This window comes from Paenibacillus sp. XP01, assembly GCF_057364885.1.
On the sequence record NZ_CP139481.1, the window covers coordinates 482,881 to 508,159 of the forward strand.

Annotated in this window: 21 protein-coding genes and 2 riboswitches; of the genes, 20 read left to right on the top strand and 1 reads right to left on the bottom strand. The window is 52.6% G+C overall.

Going from position 1 to position 25,279, the window contains the following annotated elements:
* Window positions 1–22 precede the first annotated feature (22 nt).
* The 20 genes from pxpB to sdaAA all read left to right on the top strand — a co-directional run bounded on the left by pxpB (window position 23) and on the right by sdaAA (window position 23,416).
* Window positions 23–823 (top strand): 5-oxoprolinase subunit PxpB, encoded by an 801-nt coding sequence (gene pxpB / locus SNR34_RS02325; protein ID WP_486181039.1) that lies wholly within the window; start codon window positions 23–25, stop codon window positions 821–823.
* Window positions 774–1,802 carry a 5-oxoprolinase subunit C family protein gene (locus tag SNR34_RS02330; RefSeq protein ID WP_486181040.1) on the top strand — a complete coding sequence of 343 codons (1,029 nt, stop codon included), beginning with the start codon at window positions 774–776 and terminating at the stop codon, window positions 1,800–1,802. Before pxpB ends, SNR34_RS02330 begins: the two co-directional genes overlap by 50 nt.
* Complete coding sequence (locus tag SNR34_RS02335) at window positions 1,799–2,560, top strand: LamB/YcsF family protein (RefSeq protein WP_236417624.1); 762 nt, start codon at window positions 1,799–1,801, stop codon at window positions 2,558–2,560. The genes SNR34_RS02330 and SNR34_RS02335 overlap by 4 nt, the downstream gene beginning before the upstream one ends.
* Before the next feature lie 38 nt (window positions 2,561–2,598).
* Complete coding sequence (locus tag SNR34_RS02340) at window positions 2,599–3,057, top strand: NUDIX domain-containing protein (protein ID WP_236417783.1); 459 nt, start codon at window positions 2,599–2,601, stop codon at window positions 3,055–3,057.
* An 89-nt stretch (window positions 3,058–3,146) separates the two neighbouring features.
* Entirely contained in the window at window positions 3,147–3,563 is a 417-nt protein-coding gene (locus SNR34_RS02345) for a pyridoxamine 5'-phosphate oxidase family protein (RefSeq protein ID WP_236417621.1), read from the top strand.
* A 451-nt stretch (window positions 3,564–4,014) separates the two neighbouring features.
* Window positions 4,015–6,276: a bifunctional 2',3'-cyclic-nucleotide 2'-phosphodiesterase/3'-nucleotidase gene (locus SNR34_RS02350; RefSeq protein ID WP_486181041.1), complete on the top strand. Its 2,262-nt coding sequence runs from the start codon at window positions 4,015–4,017 to the stop codon at window positions 6,274–6,276.
* A gap of 235 nt (window positions 6,277–6,511) precedes the next feature.
* Entirely contained in the window at window positions 6,512–7,555 is a 1,044-nt protein-coding gene (locus SNR34_RS02355) for an EAL domain-containing protein (protein WP_236417619.1), read from the top strand.
* Window positions 7,556–7,790: 235 nt separating this feature from the next.
* A complete protein-coding gene (locus SNR34_RS02360) occupies window positions 7,791–9,884 on the top strand; it encodes a methyl-accepting chemotaxis protein (RefSeq protein ID WP_486181042.1) in 2,094 nt (697 codons plus the stop codon).
* A gap of 90 nt (window positions 9,885–9,974) precedes the next feature.
* The gene (locus tag SNR34_RS02365; protein ID WP_486181043.1) at window positions 9,975–11,267 is read left to right on the top strand and encodes an arsenic transporter; all 1,293 of its coding nucleotides are present in this window, start codon (window positions 9,975–9,977) and stop codon (window positions 11,265–11,267) included.
* Between the two features lie 585 nt (window positions 11,268–11,852).
* Entirely contained in the window at window positions 11,853–12,791 is a 939-nt protein-coding gene (locus SNR34_RS02370) for a phosphate ABC transporter substrate-binding protein PstS family protein (protein WP_486181044.1), read from the top strand.
* A 117-nt stretch (window positions 12,792–12,908) separates the two neighbouring features.
* Complete coding sequence (gene pstC, locus SNR34_RS02375; RefSeq protein ID WP_236417614.1) at window positions 12,909–13,841, top strand: phosphate ABC transporter permease subunit PstC; 933 nt, start codon at window positions 12,909–12,911, stop codon at window positions 13,839–13,841.
* Window positions 13,842–13,843: 2 nt separating this feature from the next.
* A complete protein-coding gene (gene pstA / locus SNR34_RS02380) occupies window positions 13,844–14,731 on the top strand; it encodes a phosphate ABC transporter permease PstA (RefSeq protein ID WP_236417774.1) in 888 nt (295 codons plus the stop codon).
* Between the two features lie 12 nt (window positions 14,732–14,743).
* Window positions 14,744–15,499 carry a phosphate ABC transporter ATP-binding protein PstB gene (gene pstB / locus SNR34_RS02385; RefSeq protein WP_236417613.1) on the top strand — a complete coding sequence of 252 codons (756 nt, stop codon included), beginning with the start codon at window positions 14,744–14,746 and terminating at the stop codon, window positions 15,497–15,499.
* 339 nt (window positions 15,500–15,838) lie between these two features.
* Window positions 15,839–16,549: a response regulator transcription factor gene (locus SNR34_RS02390; RefSeq protein WP_339275777.1), complete on the top strand. Its 711-nt coding sequence runs from the start codon at window positions 15,839–15,841 to the stop codon at window positions 16,547–16,549.
* Entirely contained in the window at window positions 16,546–18,009 is a 1,464-nt protein-coding gene (locus tag SNR34_RS02395) for a sensor histidine kinase (RefSeq protein WP_486181045.1), read from the top strand. Before SNR34_RS02390 ends, SNR34_RS02395 begins: the two co-directional genes overlap by 4 nt.
* A 35-nt stretch (window positions 18,010–18,044) precedes the next feature.
* Entirely contained in the window at window positions 18,045–19,133 is a 1,089-nt protein-coding gene (locus tag SNR34_RS02400; RefSeq protein WP_486181046.1) for a LolA family protein, read from the top strand.
* Between the two features lie 17 nt (window positions 19,134–19,150).
* Window positions 19,151–19,657, top strand: a complete 507-nt coding sequence (locus SNR34_RS02405; RefSeq protein WP_486181047.1) for a PH domain-containing protein — start codon at window positions 19,151–19,153, stop codon at window positions 19,655–19,657.
* A complete protein-coding gene (locus SNR34_RS02410; RefSeq protein WP_486181048.1) occupies window positions 19,647–21,158 on the top strand; it encodes a PH domain-containing protein in 1,512 nt (503 codons plus the stop codon). Before SNR34_RS02405 ends, SNR34_RS02410 begins: the two co-directional genes overlap by 11 nt.
* Before the next feature lie 292 nt (window positions 21,159–21,450).
* Window positions 21,451–21,579: riboswitch (glycine riboswitch) on the top strand.
* Between the two features lie 4 nt (window positions 21,580–21,583).
* Window positions 21,584–21,682, top strand: a riboswitch (glycine riboswitch).
* Between the two features lie 122 nt (window positions 21,683–21,804).
* A complete protein-coding gene (sdaAB, locus tag SNR34_RS02415; protein WP_236417606.1) occupies window positions 21,805–22,494 on the top strand; it encodes an L-serine ammonia-lyase, iron-sulfur-dependent subunit beta in 690 nt (229 codons plus the stop codon).
* On the top strand, window positions 22,484–23,416 hold the full coding sequence (sdaAA, locus tag SNR34_RS02420; protein WP_343262265.1) for an L-serine ammonia-lyase, iron-sulfur-dependent, subunit alpha: 933 nt from the start codon (window positions 22,484–22,486) through the stop codon (window positions 23,414–23,416). Before sdaAB ends, sdaAA begins: the two co-directional genes overlap by 11 nt.
* 99 nt (window positions 23,417–23,515) lie before the next feature.
* On the opposite strand, the gene SNR34_RS02425 is transcribed toward sdaAA, so the two are convergent.
* On the bottom strand, window positions 23,516–25,279 hold the full coding sequence (locus SNR34_RS02425; protein ID WP_343262266.1) for an alpha-glycosidase: 1,764 nt from the start codon (window positions 25,277–25,279) through the stop codon (window positions 23,516–23,518).

Consider the following 25,279-nt stretch of genomic DNA (forward strand, 5'->3'; position numbering starts at 1 on the left):
GAGTGGGTGAAGGAGGGCTCGCATGGCTGATCGGTCGTACATATGGACGAAGGAAACCTTATCTCCGCTTGGCGAGTCCGGCGTCGTGATTCGCTGCGGGGATATCATTTCCGAAGAAGTCCACCATCGGGTGATGTCTGTGTGTGCCTTGCTGGAGTCACAGGATGTCATGGGAATCGTTGACGTTGTTCCGTCTTTTAGTGCAGTTACTTTGTTCTTTGATCCCGTAAAGGTTGCGGCGTCAGCGCAGCTGTTGGAGGGGACGGCGATGCTGCCCTATGAGGCCATCTGCGGCTGGTTGTTGGAGCAGTTATCGGGCTTATCGGAGAACCAAGATGCGGCGCCGCCGTCTCGAATCGTGACGATTCCCGTCTGTTATGGCGGGGAGCTGGGTCCTGATTTGCAGCACGTCGCGAGCGTGAACGGGCTTGATGCCGATGAGGTTGTTTCGATCCATTCGGGGGCGGAATATTTGGTGCACATGATCGGTTTTGCACCAGGTTTCCCATACCTGGGCGGCTTGTCCGAGCGGATCGCCACACCGAGACGGGCGACGCCAAGACTTCGCGTTGAGGCCGGGACGGTGGGCATCGGCGGCAGTCAAACGGGAATCTATCCCGTGGCCACGCCCGGCGGATGGCAGTGTATCGGCAGGACGCCGCTTGCCTTGTTTGCGCCTGATCAATCCCCGCCCAGCTTGCTTGCAGCAGGGGACAGGGTCCGTTTTCAACCGATTACGCTTGAGGAATACCTTTCTCTGAAGGAGGCTGTCCATGAGTATCGAGGTCATTCGTCCAGGAATGCTCTCCATCATTCAGGATGAGGGGCGAACCGGTTATCGAAAGTATGGCGTTCCGTCAGGTGGGGTGATGGATACCTTTGCTGCCCGGACAGCGAACATGCTTGTAGGCAACCCGCGTGAGGCTGCCGTGCTGGAAATGACGCTTAGCGGTCCAGAGCTCCGGTTTCGGGAAACCCGGCTCATTGCGTTGTGCGGTGCCGACATGTCCGCCATGGTAGACGGAAAGCCGGTGCCTCTCTGGCGTCCGGTTGTGATCCGGCAGGACAGCGTGCTGCGAATCGGGAGCTGCCGCTTGGGCATGCGCGGTTACATCGCTTTTGCTGGCGGCGTGGAAGTCCCACGGACGATGGGCAGCCGCAGCACCGATCTCAAGACAGGCTTCGGCGGTCTGGATGGACGCCCATTGCGTGCAGGCGACAGGCTGTTCACGAGAGAGGGGAGCGGGGCAGCTCATGCCTTGTTGCATGTTATGGCTAAACGCGCCAAAGAGCAGGGGGAAGGCATGGCCGCCCCTTCGTGGCGCCTCTCCGAGTACGAAATTCCTGGCTATCGCACCGATCCTGTTCTGCGGGTTATGCCTGGCAAAGATCATGGGGAATTCACGGAAGAAAGCTTGCATCGGTTCTATCGGGATCGGTACATGGTCACCTCGGAATCGGATCGGATGGGATATCGCCTTAAAGGAGCGGCGCTGGAGCTTGCCCGGAAGGCGGATCGCTTATCCGAAGCCGTCGCGTACGGCACGGTTCAGGTACCCCCGGATGGCCAGCCGATCGTGCTGATGGCCGATCATCAGACGGTTGGCGGTTATCCCGTCATCGCCCAGATCGCTCGTGTAGACCTGCCGCTGTTGGCACAGGCGAGGCCCGGTAACCGGGTTGCCTTTGCAAGGGTATCCCACGAGGAAGCGCAGCAGCTGCTTCTGCATCAGGAGAAAAGCATGCGGCAAGCGGAAATGTGGATACGGCGAAAAATGAGCGAAATGGGGAATGAACGATGAGTGCAGTCGACATCAACTGCGATCTTGGCGAAAGCTACGGCATTTATCGGATGGAATCGGATAAACACATCCTGCCTTGGATTACCTCGGCCAACATTGCTTGCGGTTTTCATGCCGGCGATCCGGCAACGATGCGAAGCACCGTAGAGCTGGCATTGGAGCATCAGGTTGCGATCGGGGCTCATCCGGGTCTGCCGGATCTTCAAGGTTTTGGCCGCAGGAGGATGGATGTTACGCCGCAGGAGACGTACGACATGATGGTCTATCAGATCGGCGCGCTGGATGCTTTCGTCCGCGCCCGGGGCGGTCGCATGCATCACGTCAAGCCGCATGGAGCTTTGTACAATATGGCCGCTGCGGACGTTACATTGGCGGAAGCCGTTGCCGAGGCGGTATATCGCGTGCAGCCGGAACTGTATTTGTACGGCCTGGCCGGCAGCGCGTTGATCGAGGCCGCGGACCGGATCGGCGTGCGCAGCGTAAGCGAGGTGTTCGCGGACCGAACCTACGAGGCGGACGGAACGCTGAGATCGCGGCAGCTGCCCGGAGCGGTCATTCATCGGTCCGACGAGGCTTTGGCACAGGTGCTGCGCATGGTGACTGAAGGCAGCGTACTGGCAGTGGACGGGACGGTTGTGCCGATCAAAGCGCAAACGATTTGCATCCATGGCGACGGGCAGCAGGCCCTTGCTTTTGCCAAGGATATCCGAAATCTTCTTGAAGCCGAAGGGGTCACTTTGACAGCCATGAAACACTAACAAAGATCACAAGAAGTACAAAGGAGGGAAACATGGAAATGAAACCGATACGCAATTCGGCCAAAGCGGTCATCATACAGAACGGGCGGCTTCTGGTTATTAAACTGGAGGACCAATACGGAACGGCATATGTTTTCCCCGGTGGCGGGCAGGAAAAGGGAGAAGAACTGAAGGATGCCGTTGCACGGGAATGCTTGGAGGAAATTGGCCAGGCCGTGACGGTAGGGGAATTGCTGCATATTCGCGAGTACATCGGCAAAAACCACGAATTTGCCGAGTGGGACGAGGACGTACATCAAGTCGAATTTTATTTCAAATGTCATCTGAACGACCCGGAAGCGAGCGAATTTGCGGGTTCCAATCCGGATGATCACCAAGTGGCGGTAGAATGGATACCCCTTGAGGACTTGCCGCAGGTAAGACTGTATCCGAAAACGATCGGCGAAATGCTTTTACGCCCTGAGCAGGCACGTATTTATTTGGGCGATTTGAACTAAACCTGCAGCGGATTCGCTCCCGGTGAGATGGGTACACTATAAGTATGTGAGAGTTCCATCATATACACCATCCGGAAGGGAGCATGATCATGAACCGAAACGAATTGGAGCAGCAGATCATAGGCGCTTTGGAAAACAATCCGTATTGCAGTTTTTCCACCGTGGAGAACGGAAAACCGAAAGCGAGATACATGGCACTGTTTAATGATGGGTTGAACATCCATCTGGCTACGAATCGCCGTACCCATAAGGTAGAAGAGCTTGAGAACAATCCGAATGTCAGCTTGCTGCTGGGCTATGAAACGGGCGGCACCAAAGAAGTGGTCGAGATCGAAGGCACTTGCGAGGTTACCAAAAACGAACAGCTCCGTCAGGAGATTTGGAACGATGAGCTGAAGGCCTGGTTCGACGGACCGGATGATCCGAATTACGTGGTGCTGGATATTACGCCGCAGCGCATCGAATACACAGGCAAGGATCATGAACATCAAGTCTGGGAGCAATAATCAGAACCATATGCCTTCTAGGCAAGACAGCCGTGAGGTCTCGGACTTTGCGGCTTTTTTATGTTGTTTATGCCATTTTTGGGGAAGGGCATGAATCGATGTGAAGTAAATGTAATGTACGTATTTTACGTGTAATGTAAACTAATTTTAGGTAGAGTAATGACGTATAATGTCGAAAACACGCATGATTATGTAAACTTCCGAGGATATGTGCGGATAAAGTAAAAAATAATGCTTTTCAACCGCATCGCATTGCGTTATGATTTGGAATGTAAACGTCGCACTTCAGATATGAGCAGATATTCATGTGAGTTTAGCTGACCTGAATCACGAATTGCAGTGCCCCAGGAAGCAAAGCATCCCACAGCCATGAATTCTGTCCTTTTGGCGTCTGTTCGTTTGCCCATTAAACGAAGGTTTGATTCAATGTACATAACCGGGAGGGGTTATTTTGAAAAAGAACAAAAAAGTGTTATCGAGCCTGACTGCCGCTTTTGTTGCATTAAACGTGCTTGCGGTATTTCCGGTGCCCGTATCGGCTGCCGATGCGGCCAAAGTCAAACTGCGCATCATGGAGACGACGGACATTCACGTCAACTTGGCGAACTATGACTACTACTCTGATAAAGAGACAGACCAGTACGGATTGGCCAAAACGGCAACATTGATCAAAAAAGCGCGCGACGAGGCCAAAAACAGCCTGTTGTTCGACAACGGCGATTTGATTCAAGGCAATCCGCTTGGCGATTACGTCGCCAAAATCGATCCGCTCAAACAAGGGGAAACCCATCCAGTATACAAGGCGATGAACCTGCTCGACTACGATGCGGGCAACATCGGAAACCATGAATTCAACTATGGACTCGACTATCTCGACATGACGCTGGAGGGAGCCAATTTCCCTTATATCAATGCCAACGTATACGTTGATGACGGCGACGATGACGAGACGAACGACAAAAACTATTTCACCCCTTATCAGATTTTGGACAAGAAGGTGACCGATGAGAACGGCAAAGAGCATACGATCAAGGTAGGCGTGATCGGGTTCGTGCCGCCACAGGTCATGCAGTGGGATAGCGCAAATCTCGAAGGCAAAGTGATTGCCAAGGATATCGTGGCTACGGCCAAAAAATTCATTCCCGAAATGAAGGCGAAGGGTGCGGACATTATCGTTGCCATTCCGCACTCCGGATTCGAGGATATTCCCCAAACCGATCTGATGGAGAACTCGGTGTTGTACCTGAGCCAGGTGGAAGGCATTAATGCCATTCTGTTCGGACATGCCCATAAAGTATTCCCGAGCGCCGATTTTGCCGGCAAAAAAGGGGTGGATCTCGATAAAGGCACCATTAATGGCGTTCCATCCGTTGAGCCGGGATTCTGGGGCGACCATCTCGGGATCATCGATTTGGATCTGGAACAAGTCGACGGCAAATGGAAAGTCGTAGATTCCGCAACCGAGGCACGTCCGATTTATGATGCGGCGAACAAAAAACCGCTGGTGGAAGCGGACGAAAAAATTCTGGATGCCATCCATGACGAGCATGAGGGCACACTTGAATATATTCGCGGCCCGGTCGGCGAAACAACGGCTCCTATCAACAGTTACTTTGCTCTGGTGCAGGACGATCCTTCCATCCAGATCGTAACGAATGCTCAGAAATGGTATGTGGAGAAACATCTGCAAGGAACGGACTACGAGGATATTCCGGTTCTGTCCGCAGGAGCGCCATTCAAGGCAGGTGGACGTTCAGGCCCGGCTTATTATACCAACATTCCTGCGGGCACCATCGCCATCAAAAATGTGGCTGATCTGTACGTATATCCAAATACGGTACATGCCGTATTGATCAACGGCGCCGAGCTGAAAGAATGGTTGGAGTGGTCGGCAGGACAGTTCAACCAGATCGATCCGTCCAAAGGCGGACAGCAGCAGCTGATCAACATGGACTTCCCGACATACAACTTTGACGTGATTGACGGTGTAACCTATCAGATCGACGTGACGCAGCCTGCAAAATACGATAGCAAGGCAACGGTAATCAACGCATCCGCGAGCCGGATCAAAGACCTGAGCTTCAACGGCAAGCCGGTGGATCCTGACCAGAAGTTCATCGTGGCTACCAACAACTACCGCGCCTCTTCGTCCAAGCTTGCGAATCCGGACGGCAAACGCATCGTGCTGGCTGCCCCGGACGAGAACCGCCAAGTCATCATCGATTACATCCGCGAGAACAAAACGATTAACCCTACGGCGGATGGCAACTGGTCGCTTGCTCCGATCAAACCTGCTGCAAATGCAGCGGCTGCAGCAGCTGGCGATCTTGAAGTCGTATTTGCTTCTTCCCCGGATGCACAAGCATTGGTTGATGCCAACCCGGCCATGTCCTTCATTGGTACTAATGAGGACGGTTTTGCTGAATACGGGTTGAAACTGACAGGAGCGGCGCCTTCGACACCAGGTAACGAAACAGCCGGGCCAGCCCCAACGCCAACACCTGCTCCAGCACCTGCTCCGACGCCGACACCAAAGCCTGAGCCGGAGAAGCCTGCGAGCGGGAAAGTGGTCCATGTCGTGAAAAAAGGGGACAACCTGTATCGCATCGGCTTGAAGTACGGTGTGGATTGGCGCAAAATTGCAACAGCAAACAAAATCAAGAACGTACATGCGCTGAAAGTCGGGCAAAAGCTTGTCATCCCTGCTTCATAAACGGGAAAGCATTCGATGAAGATGGGCAGTCGTAGACTGCCCGTCTTTTTTGCGTCGGCTCCGAATATGAACATATGCGAGGTCATCAAAACGATAGAGATAATTTAGGAGACCCATGATATAATATTTACAAAGTTTGGATATCATTCTGTGGACCAATCCGACGTAGCGAACGCATCGACGAAAGGATGCAACATGACGATTTTGAACTCCAACAACGGCAAGGGGGGCTTACATGAATTGCAGCGGCTGCAGTCCAATACATCCGATTGAGGAACAAGGTATTTTGTATCTGCGTCCCAGATCCCCCGTTTTGCTTGAGGCTCTTCAAGCATTGGCAATGAAGGTTGTGCATTCAAACGATTTAATCCAGATGCAATATACGAGTACGGAAGCGGTTAGAAACGTGTTAGGGAAAGTGGAGAGGGCAGACCTGTCTCTGCAAGCTTCAGTCGAGGTTCAAGTGACCCCGCTGCATATGCAAGCAGACCCGGACGGTTGGATTCGCCCGCAAATGCTGGAATCCCGGATTCGGCATGCCGAGTTGGTCTCCATCATTTTGGGCAACCAATTCAGCAGTCATATGCAGCCCATCGTGGATGCCTCCGAACAGATTATCGGATTTGAGTTTTTGCTTCGTCCCGCCGAGAATGGTAAGCCATTCAATCCTTACGAATTATTCGAGGTGGCCCGGTATACTGGTTTGCAATCGTATCTTGACCGCAAGGCACGTACTACGGCCATAGAGACAAGCGCTGCATGTTTGCCGCACGGCGTTAAACGCTTTGTCAACTTCCTGCCCTCGTCGATATACCACCCTGCTTCCTGCCTGACCCACACGTTCAATGCGATTGAACGTCTTGAACTTGATCCGAGGGACTTTGTGTTTGAAATGGTGGAGACGGAACAGGTTCAGCATGTTTCCATGCTTCAATACATTTTTGATACCTATCGTTCCCACGGAATTTCGGTAGCTCTGGATGATGTGGGGGCGGGATTTTCGACGCTCGAACTGATGAATCGACTGGAACCGGATTTTGTCAAGATTGACCGCAGCTTGATCGACCATTGCGACATGGACAAGACCAGACAGCGGAAAATCGTCGATATTGTCGAGATGTCGCGGCGGTTTGGCGGCCGGGTGCTGGCCGAAGGCATTGAACGAATCGAAGAATTCGAGTATTGCCGATCTGTCGGAATTGAGCTTGCTCAAGGATACTATTTCGGTAAACCTTCATCGTGTCCTCCGGAAGGGCCATACCGACGAACAACGGCTTGAAATGGCAACTTTTTGGCTAAAAATAACCGGTCACTTCATTATTGCGAAGTGGCTTTTTCGCGTTGATGTATATCATGAATGTGCCCAAAGAATTAAGGGGATTTAACCGATATAATAGGTAGACCTATACATATATCGATCTTAATGGCTTCTAGCCATGGTCTGATATCGCAGGTTGATGGAGAGGGACTTACATAAATAGAGAAAAGTCATATTTAAGAGGGGGAGAGGCTTCATGGGTAATTCTCTTGGAAATGGACAGCAGCAAACTGCTGCAGTCGGAGCATCCAAACAGAAAAAGAAAACAAACAAAAAGAAAAAAGGCTCGTTCTGGAACATACGTACCAAGGTATTGCTTTCGTTCCTGATCGTACTGATTCTTCCCAGTCAGGCCGTTGGATTCATGACCTTGACGATTGCAGACCGCACCGTGGAAACGCAATTGATGGATAGTGCCAGGCAAAACGTGATTACCACCAATTCGATGATCGACGACCAGGTGAGCGCTAAGAAAAACGACATCAACTATTTTGCCGACACCGTTGGGGTTGAAATGGTCAAGGGCCAGGACGAGAGTCCTGAACTGACGGCCAGGCTGGAGCAATATTTGAAATTGCATCCGGAAACGCTGAATATTTTCGTGGGCACGAAAGATGGCGTCATGGTTCGCGGGAAAGAGACGACAGGCAGCGCGCAAGGGTCGGCATACGATCCGCGTGAGAGAGAATGGTACAAGCTTGCCATGGAAAAACAGGGGACAACAGTGATTTCCCCCGTATCCAAAAATACGGATGGGGTTGCGGTGGTTTTCGTTTCAAGAACGCTTAAGGATCAATCCGGCGTCGTCGGCCTGTCTCTGAACTTGACGAACCTGCAGGAATTGGCATCGATGAAGATTGGAAAAGAAGGTTATATCATCATTCTGGATGGCGAGAAAAACTACATCGTATCTCCGGATGTGGAGGCGGGTTCCAAAGTGGAAGGGACGGAGCTGGACCCGCTGTATGCATCGGCAGACGGCAGTTTTGACTACACACACAAGGACGATGATAAACATCTGGTCTTTTCGACAAACCCGGAAACCGGCTGGAAAATTGGCGGGACGATGTATAAAAGCGAAATCAATGATGCCAGCAAGGATATTCGCCTGGCAACACTCATTGTAGTTCTTGCGGCCACAGTGCTTGCATTGATCTTCATTATTTTGTTCACGCGTGCGCTGCTGCGGCCAATTAAACGCCTGCAGGAAACCGCGAGAGCGGTTAGCAAGGGTGATTTGACGGTGAAAATGGACACCGCGCGCAAAGACGAAATCGGTGATCTCGCAAAGTACTTCGAACGAATGGTGGATAACTTGCGCATGATGATATTGGGCGTACAGGAGACGGCTGAACAGGTATCGGCTTCTTCCCAGGAATTGTCGGCAAGCGCAGAACAAACCACTAAAGCGATCGAGCATTCCACGCTTGCCATTCAGGAGCTGGCGGAGGGTGCTGAGCAGCAGGTCAGACGAGTGGCAGACGGAACAACACAGATGGGCAGCATGGCCGAAGAAGTGCGGATCATGTCCGAGCATGTTCAATCCATCACGGAAAACATGAAAAACACGTCCGGAGCGGCTGCGGAGGGCAATGCGGCCGCAAGCCAGGCGATGCAGCAGATGAACAGCATTCAGGAAACGGTGGAGCAGCTGGCAGAGGTCGTTCAATCCTTGAATACCCGCTCCATCGAAATCGGCAGCATGGTCGATGTCATTGCGACCATCTCCAAACAAACGAACCTGCTGGCGCTGAATGCTTCCATCGAAGCAGCCAGAGCAGGAGATGCCGGGCGTGGGTTCGCCGTTGTGGCGGGCGAAGTAAGGAAGCTGGCGGAGGAATCCGGAAGCTCTGCAGCCCAGATCGGTGAGCTCGTAAACAACATCCGTCTCGATATGGACGCAGCTCTCAAGGCGATGGAGGCAGCGCAGAATCGGGTTGGAGATGGCATTGAGGCAGTGAATGCTTCCGGTCAGTCCTTTGCGCAAATTCGCGAAGCCGTGGTGGAAGCAGCCCATACGCTGGATGGCCTATCCGGGCAAACGCAGCAGCTGGAGGCAGGAGCGGCTGACGTCGCCAAAGCTATGAAAGATATATCGGGCATTACGCAAGAAGCGGCGGCAAATACGGAATCCGTATCGGCTTCCTCCGAGGAACAGCTTGCTTCGGTGGAGGAGATTGCGTCATCCTCGGCTCATTTGAACAGTATGGCGGAACAACTGCAAGGTCTGCTCGGCATGTTCAAGATGGTGGAAGATGCACCGAAGAGCGAGAATCCTACGAAAAAATAATGGACATCTGCCCTTGTCGCCCTGTATAAATAGATCGTTGGGCAATGCTTACCTAACTAGGATACGGCTATTTGTGGCGTGGGGGACATTATGACGATGATTGCAATACTTATTTTTGTGCTTACCATCGCCTTGGTCATTTGGCAGCCGCGAGGGCTTGGCATCGGTTGGTCTGCCTCGGGAGGAGCGCTGCTCGCCCTTCTCTGCGGAGTGGTAAGTCTGAGTGATGCCGTGGATGTGGCATCCATTGTATGGAATGCAACGCTTGCCTTTATCGGCATTATTATCATTTCGCTCATTCTGGATGAGACCGGATTTTTCGAATGGGCTGCCCTTCATATGGCAAAGCTTGCGAGGGGAAACGGGAGAAAGTTATTCATTTATTCCATTATGCTGGGGGCCGTGGTATCGGCACTGTTCGCCAATGACGGGGCCGCTCTCATTCTAACGCCGATTGTGCTTGCGATGGTAAGGGCGCTGAAATTGGATGAACGGATGGTTTTGGCCTTTGTCATGGCCAGCGGCTTCATTGCGGATACGACTTCGCTGCCGTTAATCGTCAGCAATTTGGTCAATATCGTATCGGCCGATTATTTTGGCATTACGTTTGTCGATTATGCTGCGCGCATGATGGTGCCCAATTTCATTTCGCTTGGGGCCAGTACCGGCATGTTGTATTGGTTCTATCGCAAAAGCATACCGGCTCGCTATGATTATGCGTCAGCGCGTGATCCAAGGGAAGCGATCCGGGATCCGCGGATGTTCCGCATATCCTGGTACATGCTCGGATTGCTGCTCGCTGCGTATGCGTCCAGCGAAGTGCTGCCCATCCCGGTATCGGCCATCGTTGGGGCGGTTGCTCTGGTTTTCGCTTTGCTGGCTCGCCGAAGTGATGCGGTTAACCTGAAACGGGTCGTGCGGGAAGCGCCGTGGTCGATCGTCATTTTTTCCATCGGCATGTACATCGTCGTGTATGGATTGCGTAACGCCGGGCTGACGGACCATTTGAGCGAATGGCTTGATGCCATTGCCAAACACGGCGTGTTGGCCGCCTCGCTCGGCATGGGTATGATTGCAGCGGTGCTCTCTTCCGTAATGAACAATTTGCCGACGGTGTTGATCAATGCATTGGCCATTCACGGGACGCAGGCCGAGGGTGTCGTGCGCGAAGCATTGATTTATGCCAATGTGATCGGCTCGGATCTCGGACCGAAAATGACGCCGATCGGATCGCTCGCCACGCTGTTGTGGCTGCATGTCTTATCTCGCAAGGGTGTCAAAATTACTTGGGGATATTATTTCAGAGCAGGCATCATTTTAACCGTTCCTACATTACTTGCTACGTTGGCAGGGTTGGCGTTATGGCTGTGGTTGATTGGTTAGCCGGCGGGGCTCGAATGGAACTGCCGTTTATGTAAACATTGTTTACGAAAAGCCGTACTCATGCACGGGTCTTGAACTCGACATGAGACGGCTTTTTTCTATATGTTAAAGCAATGTGTCGCAATCTGCTGCATTTCCCATATAGCTTACTTCTATTAATAGAAGTATTCCGTTCCATAGATCTGCATCATTCATGATTAGGCCAGTCCAAATACGACTGGCCTTTTTTTGCATCCCCAGGCGTGGGGAGATTTTTAGTGAAAAACTAAGCAGCTAAGTAGTGTAGAGGATGAATGAATGCGGAGAGCGAGAGCGTTCGCCTTTGCGGCCGTATTTTAACCATTGATCATATAATCAAAAAATTCGGAAGCAACAGCGATTGGAGCAACGTTCGTTTCCGGAGCGACTGCTCCGAGAAGGGATTTCATTTACGATGTTTCGAAACCACCGCCCATATTTTTAACACTGCGTTTACAAAACATTGATTTAGAGATGACATAGCGAAACTACAATAAGAACAGAGTTGATGGTGAACAAAAAAAATCGCAAATCGCCATCACTACATTGGGGGAGGAAAACAAAACTATGTTTAAAAAGTTGCCGTTTATTCTGATGACCTTAACGTTCGTACTGGTGCTTGCTGCATGCGGATCGAACAAAAATGCTGCGACAGATGATACTGCAAGCAATGGTTCCGGATCGACAGGAGAACCCGCTACGGAGCAAGTGAGCGGAAACATCCTTGCTGTCGGATCGACTGCTTTGCAACCACTGGTAGAGCAAGCTGGACAGAAGTTTATGGCAGTTGACGAATATAAAAACGTAACGGTTCAAGTGCAAGGCGGCGGCAGCGGTACCGGTTTGACTCAAGTTTCCGAAGGCCAAGCCACAATCGGGAACTCCGACGTATTTGCCGAAGAGAAACTCGAAGACGAAGCAAAAGCCAAAGAATTGATCGACCATCAAGTGGCTGTTGTGGCCATCGCACCAGTAAGCAACAAAGACGCTGGCGTGACCGACCTGACAAAGCAGCAGCTGATCGACATTTTCTCCGGCAAAATCACGAACTGGAAAGATGTTGGCGGTGCGGATCAAGCGATCGTGATCGTTAACCGTCCAAGCAGCTCGGGTACACGCGCAACATTCGAAAACTTTGCGCTCGGTACCAAAGTGAAAGACATCCAAGGTTCCATCCAAGAAGATTCCTCCGGTACGGTTAAAAAACTGGTAGCCGAAACACCAGGCGCAATTGGTTACTTGGCCCTGTCTTACCTGGATGACAGCCTGCAAGTTTTGAAATACGAAGGCGTTGAGCCGACGGTTGAAAACGTGGAAGCAGGAACTTATCCAGTGTGGGCTTACCAGCACATGTACACTAAAGGCGAGCCTGATGCAGCAACGAAAGCGTTCCTGGACTACATGCTGAGCGACGAAATTCAACAAAACGACGTTAAGGAGCTGGGTTACATTCCGGTATCCGGCATGAAAGTTAAACGCGATGCAGCAGGCAACGTCACTCAATAATCTTTGAACCTACGCATACAGCGAGAGAGGCGGACTATGGTCCTGCCTCTTTGCGCGGTTTGCTCCGATGTTTTCCCAATATTTGTACCCAAACCAATTATAGAAGGATGGTAGTTTATGGAACAGACCGAAAGGGGAACGGCAGTGAAAAGCATTAAACCGGGTCGGCCCTTGAGAGAGAAACATTACTGGGAAGAATGGACGGGACGCATATATACGTCGATCTGTGTCGTTTTTCTGATCGTTGTCATGTTTTCTATCGTATATTTTGTCGCATCCAAAGGTCTGATGACTTTCTTCAAGGATGGCGTAAGTCTGAGCGAGTTTTTATTCGGCAAAACATGGAGCCCGACCACTGAACCTGCATCCTACGGGGCACTGCCGTTCATTACCGGGTCGTTTACGACGACGCTGCTTGCGGCACTGATTGCAAGTCCGCTCAGCCTTTGTGCGGCTTTGTTCATGACGGAAATCGTGCCGGGCAAAGGGAAAAAGATATTGCAGCCGGCCATCGAGCTGTTGTCTGGCATTCCTTCCGTTGTATACGGCTTTATCGGTCTTACGGTCATCGTTCCTGCGTTGCGAAGCATCTTCGGCGGGGCCGGCATCGGAATCGCGGCAGGGTGTCTTGTGCTTTCCGTTATGATTCTGCCAACGGTAACTAGCATCATGGCGGATGCGTTGTCCGCACTGCCAAAAGGATTACGCGAATCGTCCTATGCCCTTGGGGCAACGCGCTGGCAAACGATCTATCGCGTGATTATCCCAACGGTTCTGCCTGCGCTTCTGACGGGTGTCGTTTTGGGCATGGCCCGCGCTTTCGGTGAAGCTCTTGCGGTTCAGATGGTAATCGGTAATGCGCCGCACGTTCCGTCATCCTTGCTTGAGTCTGCTTCTACGCTGACCAGTGTAATTACCTTGAGCATGGGTAACACAACGATGGGTTCGGTTCACAACAATGCTCTGTGGAGCATGGCGCTCGTGCTGCTGGTGATGACGTTTGTCTTCGTCCTGCTGGTTCGTTTGCTTGAAAGGAGAAACCGCGTATGAAGATGAAAGCTAAAACAGTAGACAAAGTGGCCACAGCCGTTATTGTGGCATTGGCGCTATTTATCGTCGTTCTGCTGCTCGGACTGCTCGCCTTCATTCTGGTGCGCGGAATCGGCCAAATCGATTGGCATTTCCTGACGAGCGCGCCTCAGCTGCTGAAGGGCGGCGGCGGGATTGGCCCGCAATTGTTCAACTCGGTATTTTTGCTTGTTTTGACATTGATTATCACCATTCCGCTCGGTTGGGGCGGGGGTATTTATATGGCGGAATATGCCAAACCGGGTCGAATCACCAACTTCATTCGACTCGTTGTGGAAGTATTGTCTTCTTTTCCGTCGATCGTGATCGGTTTGTTCGGTCTCTTGCTGATCGTTAACACGTTCGGCCTGGGCTTTTCCCTGATTTCGGGAGCCATGGCACTGGCCATCTTTAACCTGCCGCTGATGGTGCGGACGACGGAACAAGCTTTCCGGGCCGTGCCGAAGGAACAAAAAGAAGCCGGGCTTGCGCTGGGTCTGTCCAAATGGAAGATCATCACGTCCATTTTGCTGCCTGTGGCATTGCCGAGTTTGATTACGGGTACAATTCTGGCTTCGGGCCGAATTTTCGGCGAAGCGGCAGCGCTGATGTTTACGGCAGGCATGAGCAGCCCGCCGCTGGACTTCACGGACTGGAATCCTGCGAGCCCAAGATCGCCGCTCAATCCATTCCGTCCGGCTGAAACGCTCGCCGTGCACATCTGGAAAGTCAACAGTGAAGGCATCGCGCCGGATTCCAAGGAAGTGGCGGCAGGAGCATCGGCCGTGCTTGTCCTTCTCGTACTGGCGTTCAATCTGAGTGCTCGTTGGATCGGCCGGGTCGTTTACCGCCGCATGACAGCTTCGAAATAAGGAGGAACCGACATGGCCATACCTTTTGGTACGGAACAGTTAAGCATATATTACGGGCATTTTCAGGCGGTCAAACAGATCAGCCTGGCATTTCCCGAATCGAGCGTAACGGCGCTCATCGGACCTTCCGGCTGCGGCAAATCGACGTTCTTGCGGTCTTTGAACCGAATGAACGACGAAATTGCCGGCTCCCGTACGGAAGGGCATATCTGGATGGATGGCAAAGACTTGAACGAACCGGGAACGGACGTGATCAAGCTCCGCCAGAAAATCGGCATGGTATGGCAGAAGCCCAATCCTTTCCATAAATCCATCTATAACAACATCGCGTTTGGGCCGCGTTACCGCGGCATGAAAAAGAAGAAGGATCTGGATGAGGTTGTAGAGAAAAGCCTTCGCCGCGCGGCGCTGTGGGATGAGGTCAAAGATCGCCTGAACGATTCGGCACTGGCTCTTTCCGGCGGACAGCAGCAGCGTCTGTGCATTGCACGCGCATTGTCCGTGGACCCGCAAATTTTGCTGCTCGACGAGCCGGCCTCCGCGCTGGATCCGGTGTCCACCGGCAAAGTGGAGGAGCTGATTTCGGAGCTGAAGAAAGATCTGCGCATCGTCATCGTTACCCACAACATGCAGCAGGCGGCCCGGATTTCGGATTTTACGGCATACTTCTACCTGGGCAGCCTGGTTGAGCACGGAGATACGGAGCATATTTTCACGAATCCGGACAACCGCTTGACGCAAGAATACATCATGGGTCGTTTCGGTTAATCGAAGCACACTCGCATGGAATGCAATTTAGTTCAATAAAAAGAAATGGAAGCATAACTCCCGAACGATGAGTTTCGGAGTTATGCTTTTTTTGTGGTAGCGTTTGCCACGACAAAAACAGTCATGCTACGATAATCAGGGCCAAGGCGCTGTCCTTGGAGAGCGAATTATAACGATAACATGCGTCAACCACAAAAGAGGGGGCGTCCTGACATCAGGGGGCTCTTTTTGCGTACCCTTTGCTCTTATATTCAAGAACGCATTTATGAAGAAAGTATAAACTCTGCGGAGGGATGAACGTTCTTCGCTACAATACAGTCATGGGAGGATGAAACAGCGATGAGAGACCACGTGAATATTTTGCTGGTGGAGGATGATCCGGAAATTGCCCGCATTTTGACGGACCATCTTCGGCGTGAGGGATATGGGGTGACTTGGGCTTCGAGCGGCCTGGAGAGCTGGGAGGATTTCAGGGAAGGGACCTACCAATTGGTTTTGCTGGATCTGATGCTGCCGGAGATGGACGGGTTCGCGGTATGCAAAAATATCCGGCTGATCAGCGACGTTCCGCTGCTCATGATGAGTGCGCGCATCGAAGAAGAGAGCAAGGTCAGAGGTCTTGGCCTGGGCGCTGACGATTACATTACCAAGCCGTTCAGCCTGGCCGAACTTACGGCCCGCATTGAATCCCACCTTAACAGATATCGCAGATATCAGGGCATCAAGCCGGATTCGACCCATCAACAGTACAACGATGGGTTGTCGATCGACCTGTTGAATCAACGGGTGCAGCTTCATGGGGAAGATATCGTACTGACCAATAAGGAATGGGCTTTGCTCACGCTGCTTGCCTCTCATCCGGGCCGGGCATTCACCAAGGCGGAGCTGTATGAACATGTGTGGAATCAGCCGGTAGCGGGAAGCTCGGGTACGGTCACCGTCCATGTGAAGAGCCTGCGGGCCAAGCTGGGGGATGAGCCCCATCAACCACGCTGGATCCAGACCGTATGGGGCAGCGGATACCGGTTTGTAGGAGATTTGGCGGAATGAAGCTGAAGTACTGGCTGATGATTGCTTTCCTCATCGTGATGCTGCTGCCTGTCGCTGCAGGCTGGGCGCTATTCTCCCTGTACGATTACTATAACGATCAGCGCTCCGTAGCGGAATATGTAGAGTTGTCCGGACGGCTGGGTCCCATCGAGCAGGCATTGTCCGACCCGGGCCTGTACCGCCTGCAATCTGCTGATGCCTATGCTTCGCTCTCCGGGCTCGCCAGTGATCAAGTGAACTTTGACCTCTATCTGCCGTCAGGGATCAGGGTGTATACATCCGGTGGGGATCCCTGGTCTGCCGGGGCTTATACCGTCAGGGGCTCGGAACTATATCGCGATCTGTACGACATGCATATTCGTCATCGCACGTTTACGCTGAAAAAGCCGGTATGGGAAAAGGGTGAACTGGTTGGCATTTACGAGATCGTCATGCTTCGCGGAGAGTGGCTTGAAGGCATCTCGGTCCGGACGACATGGGTCGTCGGCTCCGCTGTTATATTCTTTATCCTGTTATATGGCACCGTGCTCTGGCTGCTATCCAGAAAGCTTTTTCGACCGATGAGACAGCTGATGGACAGAATGCATGCTTTTGCGCGGGGAGAGTTCCCCATGGATGACGCACCGGTACGTCGCGATGAAATGGGCACGCTGCTCAAGCAATTTGATGCAATGCAGGAAAAAGTGAGGCAGACGCAGGCAGAAGTGGAGAAGGAGCAAAAAGAGAAAGAGCTCATGGTCGCTTCGCTGTCCCACGATCTGAAGACACCGTTAATGTCCATCAGTGCCTATGCGGAGGCGATTCGTATGGATACGCAATTGGAACCGCCCGAGAGACGGGAGTACTGGGACGTGCTGTTCGGAAATGTGGAGCGGATGAAACGGATGATTGGCGAACTCGAAATGTATACGGCGCTGGGTTCCGGTGAATTGGAGATGGCCATGGTCGAGGTGGAAGGAGAAGAGTTCTTCGATATGCTGCTTGGTAGTTATGGAGGACTTGCCGAGCGTGAACAGATTGACGTAAAAACGGTCGTCCGCACAGATCACCTTTACCGCCTTCATCCCGAACAACTGATGCGCCTGACAGACAATTTGATGAACAATGCACTGCGTCACACAAGAGCGAACGGGGCGATAGGTCTGGGCGTCATTGCTTCAGATCAGCCGCTTCCGGAATGGATCATTCCAACGCTGGATTTAGAGCTGGATAAGTTCAGGAAGGGATCAACCTTGATCCTGGTGCAAAATGAAGGGCCTGCTATTCCTGAAGAACAGCTGGATCGTATTTTCGAACCTTATGTTCAACATCAGAATCAGGAAGGGAAGGCGTATGCAGGAAGCTCAGGTCTGGGATTAAGCATAGCCAAACGGATTGCTATCAAGCACGGAGGTGAAATGCGCATGTGGTCGGCCGAAGGATACGGTACGCTCGCTGCATGCCGATTGCCTGAGATGTAATGCATTGAATAAAATGAGAGAGGACGATGGGGATGATGAAAAAAGGATGGATGATGCTCGGTACGGCTTTGCTTGCAGGTTCACTGCTCGGAGGTTGTGCAGAGAAGGAAATGCTTGGCCTGTCAGGAGATGAGATGATCGAGAAGGTGGTCGCTGCAGAAACGAAACCCGCATCATATTATGCTGAAGGTGAAATGAAAATATGGTCGGACGACAAGCTGAATCACACCATGCACATTAAGGAATGGGTCGATGGAGAGACAGGGCGAAAGCGCACGGAAACAGAGGAGAACGGCCACGTAAGCTATGCGGTCAATAACGGAACGGAAATTACAATTTACGAAAAAGAGACAGGCACGGCGTATTCGATGGACGTATCCGCCATGGGACAACAGCCCGAACAGACCCAGAAGCAGATGCTCGTGGATCAGCTGGAACGGTTGCGGGATTCCCATGATGTGGATATGATGGGACAGGAAAAGCTTCAAGGACAGGACGTCATTCACATTAAGCTGACGCCGAAAGAAGAAGGCACTTTATCCATTTCCTCCGAGTATTGGGTAGACCCCAAAACGTGGATGATTGTCAAAGTCATTAGCACCTATGGCGATGAAAAGTCAGAAATGGTCTATGACCCGATTCAATATGATCCCGAGTTTTCCGAGGATACGTTCGTGATTGATATCCCCAAGGAGGTTGATGTGAAGGATCTGAATGATCTAACGCAGAATTCGGAAGTGAGTTTGGAAGAAGCCGAACAAGCTTTGGGGCAACCCTTTTTGCAGGATATGAACGGGGAGTTGGAGCTGTCGCGGATTGAGATGACTTCACTCGGCGGAGAGCTCAGCAGGGACGAAGTGACATTGTATTATGTCAACAACGACAAGGTTGAAGTGAGTATGACCGTATTCAAGGCGCCGGATGAAGATGGTGATGACACGCTGCTGCCTGATGAGTCCGAGGTTGAGGTTCGTGACACAGAGGGTTCGTATATGAAGAGCATCCGGAACATATCCTGGACCGAGAATGGATTGCGCTACTCGATCATGGGTGAGAACGAAGAATGGACAAAGGAGAAGCTTCAAGCTTGGGCGAAGGATCTGAAGCTGCCCAATCAGCCTTAATTGAATTGGAGGAGAGTGTGAGTCACGCAATGGATTACGCAGAGCATAACAACGGAGAACGGCGGCGCCTCCACCCGAAAGCTAAACAAGCAACAGCCTTGACGGCCCTAATGGTCAATGGGCTGTTGATTTTACTGGCCGTCGGATATCTGATCGTAGCATGGTTTAGAGATTGGGTGGAGTGGCCGGGATGGCTCGGGACAGGGCTTTTTATGATTTCACTAATCTGGTATACCTGGATTTTGCCCGGATTACGTTATCGGCACTTCAGTTTTCGGGTCGCTGATGATGAAGTGGAGATCCATTCTGGCTGGTTGTGGCATACGGATACGATTGTGCCGATGACGCGTGTGCAGCAGGTGGAACTGGAGAGCGGTCCTCTGCTGCGAAAATATGGACTTGCCAAAGTCAGCATCGTTACGGCGGCAGCTACGCTCCACATTGCCGGGTTGGAACGGGCAGAGGCAGAGCAATTGAAGCGCAATATCGGTCATCTGGCGAAGGTGGAAGATCATGATGAATGAACCGAAGCGTTTACATAAGATGTATGTCCTCTTTCCTTTTTTTACCGTAACGAAGTCCATCATTCCGATTATCGTACTACTCATCATCAAAGGCGTGGACTGGAGCAAATTTCCGTGGTACAGCTATGCTGCGGCCGTTGTGTGCATCGCGCTTCCTTTTGTTCTGTATGGTTGGATCAAATGGCGTAAATTCAGTTATACGCTGCAGGACGATCGTATTGTGCTGCGCCAGGGCCTATTTGTCCGGGAGGAGAAATCGATCTATTTCAGCCGCATCCACTCCGTCCAGACGCAACAGCCCCTGATTCAGCGGATGCTCCGGCTGGCACAGCTCAAGATTGAGACGCCGGGGGGCAGCGTTGAGGCGGATGGCGTGCTTCCCGCTCTGGCAATTACAGAGGCCGAGCGGATCGAGCGGTGGTTATATCAGAAGCGAAGTGAAGCGGTGAAGAGAGAGGACGCGCCTGCGGCAGCACCATGGTCCGAAGAGCATGTTCGCCGCGAAGAGGGAGAAGCTCCCGGACAGAGTGTGGAGCTTATGGAGGGGGCAGCATTCCCGGTAAAGCGAGAGGTTCTGCTGCGCCTGTCAGCCGGCAGATTGTTTGTCGGAGCGCTGACAACGATGAATCTGCCGCTTGTCGTGGTTTTCGGTGCAGGGGTCTATTCATTCGCAGATGACCTGCTTCCGGATCACTTTTACAGCAACCTGGTTGAACAGGCCGGGCGGCTGCCCGTAATTTGGTGGCTCGGACTTGTGCCCGTCATGTTTTTGCTGGCATGGATCTTGTCAGCCGTGCTGTTTACGATCAAGTATGCCGGGTTCACCGTGGAGCAGGAAGGCGGAAACATTGCCATCGTTTCCGGTCTGCTCGACCGGAGAAAGCATGTGTTTTCTCCCCGTAAGGTACAGGCTGTGGAGGTCAAAGAGGGGCTGCTGCGCCAGCCATTTGGTTATGCGGAGGTGGAGATATATGTCTTGACTTCGGAGATGGAGAAAAAAATGATGCTTCATCCGCTGCTGCCGGTTCGCGATGTGAATGAGCTGCTTGCCCGAATCGTTCCGCAATTCGAAATGCACACACCTGCCAGCCGCCCTCCGGATCGAGCCCGCTGGTTGTTCCTGCGCTGGAAGCTTCTGGGTGCGGCCGTGCTGGGAACGGCGGGAACCGTATTTCTGGGCCAGGCCGGCGCGCTGCTGTTTCTCTTCGTGCCCTTATGTGCCGTTTGGGGATACGGATGCTTCAAGGATGAAGGGATGAGCATTCAAGGCAAGCAGCTGACGCTTCGTCACCGGACCATATCCCGCAGAACGGCATTAATGCGCAGGCCCCATGTCGTTACGGTGAACACCGCTGCCACGACCGGACAGCGAAGCAAGTCCTTGCTATCCGTTCGGGCCAAGCTTATGGTGAATCGAAGCGGCTTTAGAGCGGTTTTCCTGGAACATGACCAGGCTAATGCCGTGAAGGATTGGTTTCGACAGGCTTCGAACTTGATCTAGTTGGATAGGGAGACTGTCTAATCACTGAACAATACCATAAAAGGATGCATATAAATATATGTAGAACCTCAATGTATATATGTACAACGTCTCCAAACATTATTGGCCTCTCAGCCGGGATTTGCGATATCATGCAGCCGTTTATCTGGCACTCGTCCGAGTATGGTAATAATACGTTAATTTTATTGACATAAAGTGTGTTGAAGTTTAATCTGTTATATGAATGACCAAGATGAGTAAGTAATATGTGTGAACAAGAACATGACTTATCGATTATGACCTATATAGCGAATGATGACGAGTGGGAGAGACCCGGACAGGCTGAATAAACATTCATGCGGCCACTTCGGGCACCGAAGGAGCAAGCGGCGTGCACCCGGCACGAACGTTAATCTCTCAGGTAAATGTACCATCGTTGGACGCAGCTCTGGAGAGTGTGCCATGACATGGCGCCGCCCAAGGGGTAAATGATGGGGTCGAACAATCGACCAACATCATGAAACTCTCAGGCATCGAGGACAGAGAGAGGGCTAAAGGCCCTTCTCTGTCCTTTTTGGTGTGTTTATAAGGAAGCATAGTGAAAATATGGATGCCTTGGATTCGGACATGATGGAGTCGGCGGGGCAGTTACATGGAGGGGTGCAGGATGCGTTTCAAAGATGTGTTTTCAATTATTGGCCCGTCTATGACGGGGCCATCCAGTTCACATACGGCAGGAGCGGCAAGGCTCGGCCGAATTGCGCGCCAATGGCTCGGCTTTATGCCCGAGCGGGCGCGGTTAACGTTGTACGGCTCGTTTGCGGATACGTATCAGGGCCATGGCACCGATCTTGCGTTGATCGGCGGCCTTCTCGACTATGCAACCGACGATCCGCGCATTCCGGATGCGGAGCGATATGCGGAAGAAGCCGGAATGGATGTCGAATTCTATACGAGCGGCCTGCCTGCCCCGCATCCGAATACCGTCAAGATCGAACTGTGGCACGGCGAACGTCAATGCTCGCTGGTTGGTGCCTCCATCGGCGGCGGCAGCGTATCGGTGCACGCGCTGAACGATTTCCGCGTGCAGATCAGCGGCGAATTCCCCACATTGGTCCTGCGCCATTCCGACAAGGCCGGCGTCCTTGCCTCGGTGACGTCAACGGTCAGTTCCTCCGGCGTGAACATCGGTTACATGCAGGTAGACCGCAAAGCCCGCGACGGCGAAGCGTTGACGGCGATGGAGATGGACGGTCCGCCAAACGCGGAGATGCTGAACCGATTGCGTACCCTGGAACATATGCTGGACGTTCGGGTCATTGATTTGAAGAGAGGGGTGGGTCACGATGCGGTTTAAACATTTGCACGAGCTGAGTGCCATCTGCACGGCCGAATCCAAGTCGATTGCGCAGCTTATGGTCGAGGAGCAGGTAAAGGAAACCAATGTCCCGGAAACGGACGTTGTGCGGCAAATGTCGGAATATTATCAGGTGATGAAGGAGGCTGTGCGTAAAGGACTGACGGAGGACACCACTTCGCGCAGCGGATTGACGGGCGGAGACGGCAAAAAGATGGCCGCGTACATTCGCAGCGGAGAAACCTGCTCGGGTGATGCTTCTGCGCTTGCAATGGCCTATGCGCTGTGCGTATCCGAGGTGAATGCCTCCATGGGACGCATCGTGGCGACGCCGACGGCGGGTTCCTGCGGCATTATCCCCGGCGTGTTCATTAGCGCCCAGGAGCGGTTTGGCTGGAATGACGAGCATTTGGTCAATGGTTTGTTCTGTGCCGGAGCCATCGGATACGTCATTGCCAACAATTCCTTCATCTCGGGAGCCGAAGGGGGCTGCCAGGCTGAAGTGGGCTCGGCGATTGGCATGGCAGCAGGCGCAATGGTGGAGCTGCGCGGAGGCACGCCGGAGCAGGTCGTGCATGCAGTCGGTCTTGCGCTCAAAAATACGCTGGGCCTGATCTGCGATCCGGTGGCCGGGCTAGTAGAGATCCCTTGCATCGTCCGCAATGGGCTGGGTGCCGTGACTGCACTGGCTGCCGCGGATATGGCCCTGGCTGGCGTGCGCAGCGCGATTCCTTCGGACGAAGTGATCGATGTGATGCTGGAGGTGGGCAGCGCCATGCCGAGCAGGCATCGCGAGACGGCCCAGGGAGGTTTGGCGCAGACGCCGACGGGGCGCAAAATGATGGAGAAGCTGGCCAGACCGAAAGCGAAGCGTGCGCCCGAGCCTGAACTGCAAACGGGAGAAGAACAACCTTCCGAGTAGACGGAAATGGTGTCATTGCCATGATTTCATCGATATTTAAAAGCCGATGCAAGTTCTTCCATAGGAAGAGCCGCATCGGCTTTTTTGAGCATGGGGCACTTACTCGGGTTTCAGCGGCGTGGTTCCCAGAACGGCATATCCATAGGCGGGAAGCTCCACGGCGAGCGTGCCTCCTTCCAGGGCGATCCGGTGGTCGCTCTCCAACAAATCGGCCCATTCTCCTTCGCCTGCTTCAAGCTCGAACATGGCCGTTTCTTCGGAGCGGTTGAATAACACGAGAATGCGTTCCTCGTCGCTTTGCCGCTCCAGCACCAGCTGGCTGCCGCCTGGGCTTGCTTGCGGGAAGCGGATGCTGCCTTTCGCACGCAGGGCGGGATGGGCATGGCGAAGCGCAATGATTGTTTTGTAGAAGTCCAGCAGCTCTCGATCTTGCTTCGCTTCGTCCCATTCCATGCATCTGCGGCATTCGGGATCTCCCCCGCCCTCCAGACCGATTTCATCCCCGTAATAGATGCAGGGGGCTCCCATGTAGCTGAACTGGAACAAGGCTGCCAGCTTCATCTTGCGTTTATCCCCTTGAGCCAACGTGAGCAGTCTTGGCGTATCGTGGCTGTCCAGCAGGTTGAATGCAACCTCGCTGGCCTGGTGTACATATCTGGACAATTGTTTTGCCATGGCATGCACGAATTGATCCGCATGCATCTTTCCCATCACAAAAAAGCGGTTAACGGCTTCGGTGAACGGATAATTCATCGCGGCGTCGAATTGGTCGCCCTGCAGCCATGCCGAAGCTTCGTTCCACACTTCGCCCAAAATGTAGGCATCCGGGTTGGCTTGCTTGACCACGCGCCGGAAATCCTGCCAGAACGCATTGTTGACTTCGTCGGCCACGTCCAGCCGCCATCCGTCCGCTCCGACATCCTTGATCCAATACTCCGCGACCTTGAGCAGATATTCCTTGACCTCGGGATTTTCCGTGTTCAGCTTCGGCATATGCGGCTCAAAACCGAAAGTATCGTACGTGGGTACGCCGTCCTTCACGTCAAGGGGAAACTCATGAACGTGAAACCAGTTCGCATAACGGGATTTCGACCCGTTCTGTTGTACGTCGACGAAGGGAGCGAACGTTTTGCCGGAATGGTTGAACACCGCATCGAGGAGCACCTTGATTCCGCGCTTATGGCACTGTTCCACCAGGCGTTTGATCGTTTCCGCATCTCCGAAATGGCGATCCACTTTCAGATAATCTTCCGTATCGTACTTGTGGTTTGTGGTTGCTTGGAAAATCGGAGTGAAATAGATGGCCGTGATGCCGAGCTCGCTCAAATAATCGAGATGGTCCATGACACCCTGCAAATCTCCGCCGAAAAAGTTGAAAGGCGTAGGTTCGCTGCCCCATGGTTCAATGTCCTTCGGATTCCGGGAAGGATCGCCATTGGCGAATCGTTCGGGGAATATTTGATAGAATACGGCGTCTTTGACCCAATCCGGCGGTTCAAAAACGGCTCCGGGATGTATGTACGGGAACTGGAACATGCGGCCGGGATCGTCAGGCTCCTCCTCTTGAAAGTCGGTTTCGGTCATCCAGATCTGCTCTTGCCCGCTTTTGAGCAAAAAGGCGTACTTCAGCCGATGATAGGGCGGCTTGACCTCTCCTTCGAAGTAATCAAACATGGAATCGGAGGCATACTTGCTTAAAGGAATCAAGGCTCTCGTTTCTTCCCAGGCATATTTGTCCCCGGTCAGCGCAAGGGCCTCGGTGAGATCGTCTTTTTTGGCGCGAAGCCGGAGACGAATCGTATCTTTGTCGTAGGCATAGGCCCAATTGCGTTTGGATTGGTGATAGATGGCTTCCAGCAGCAT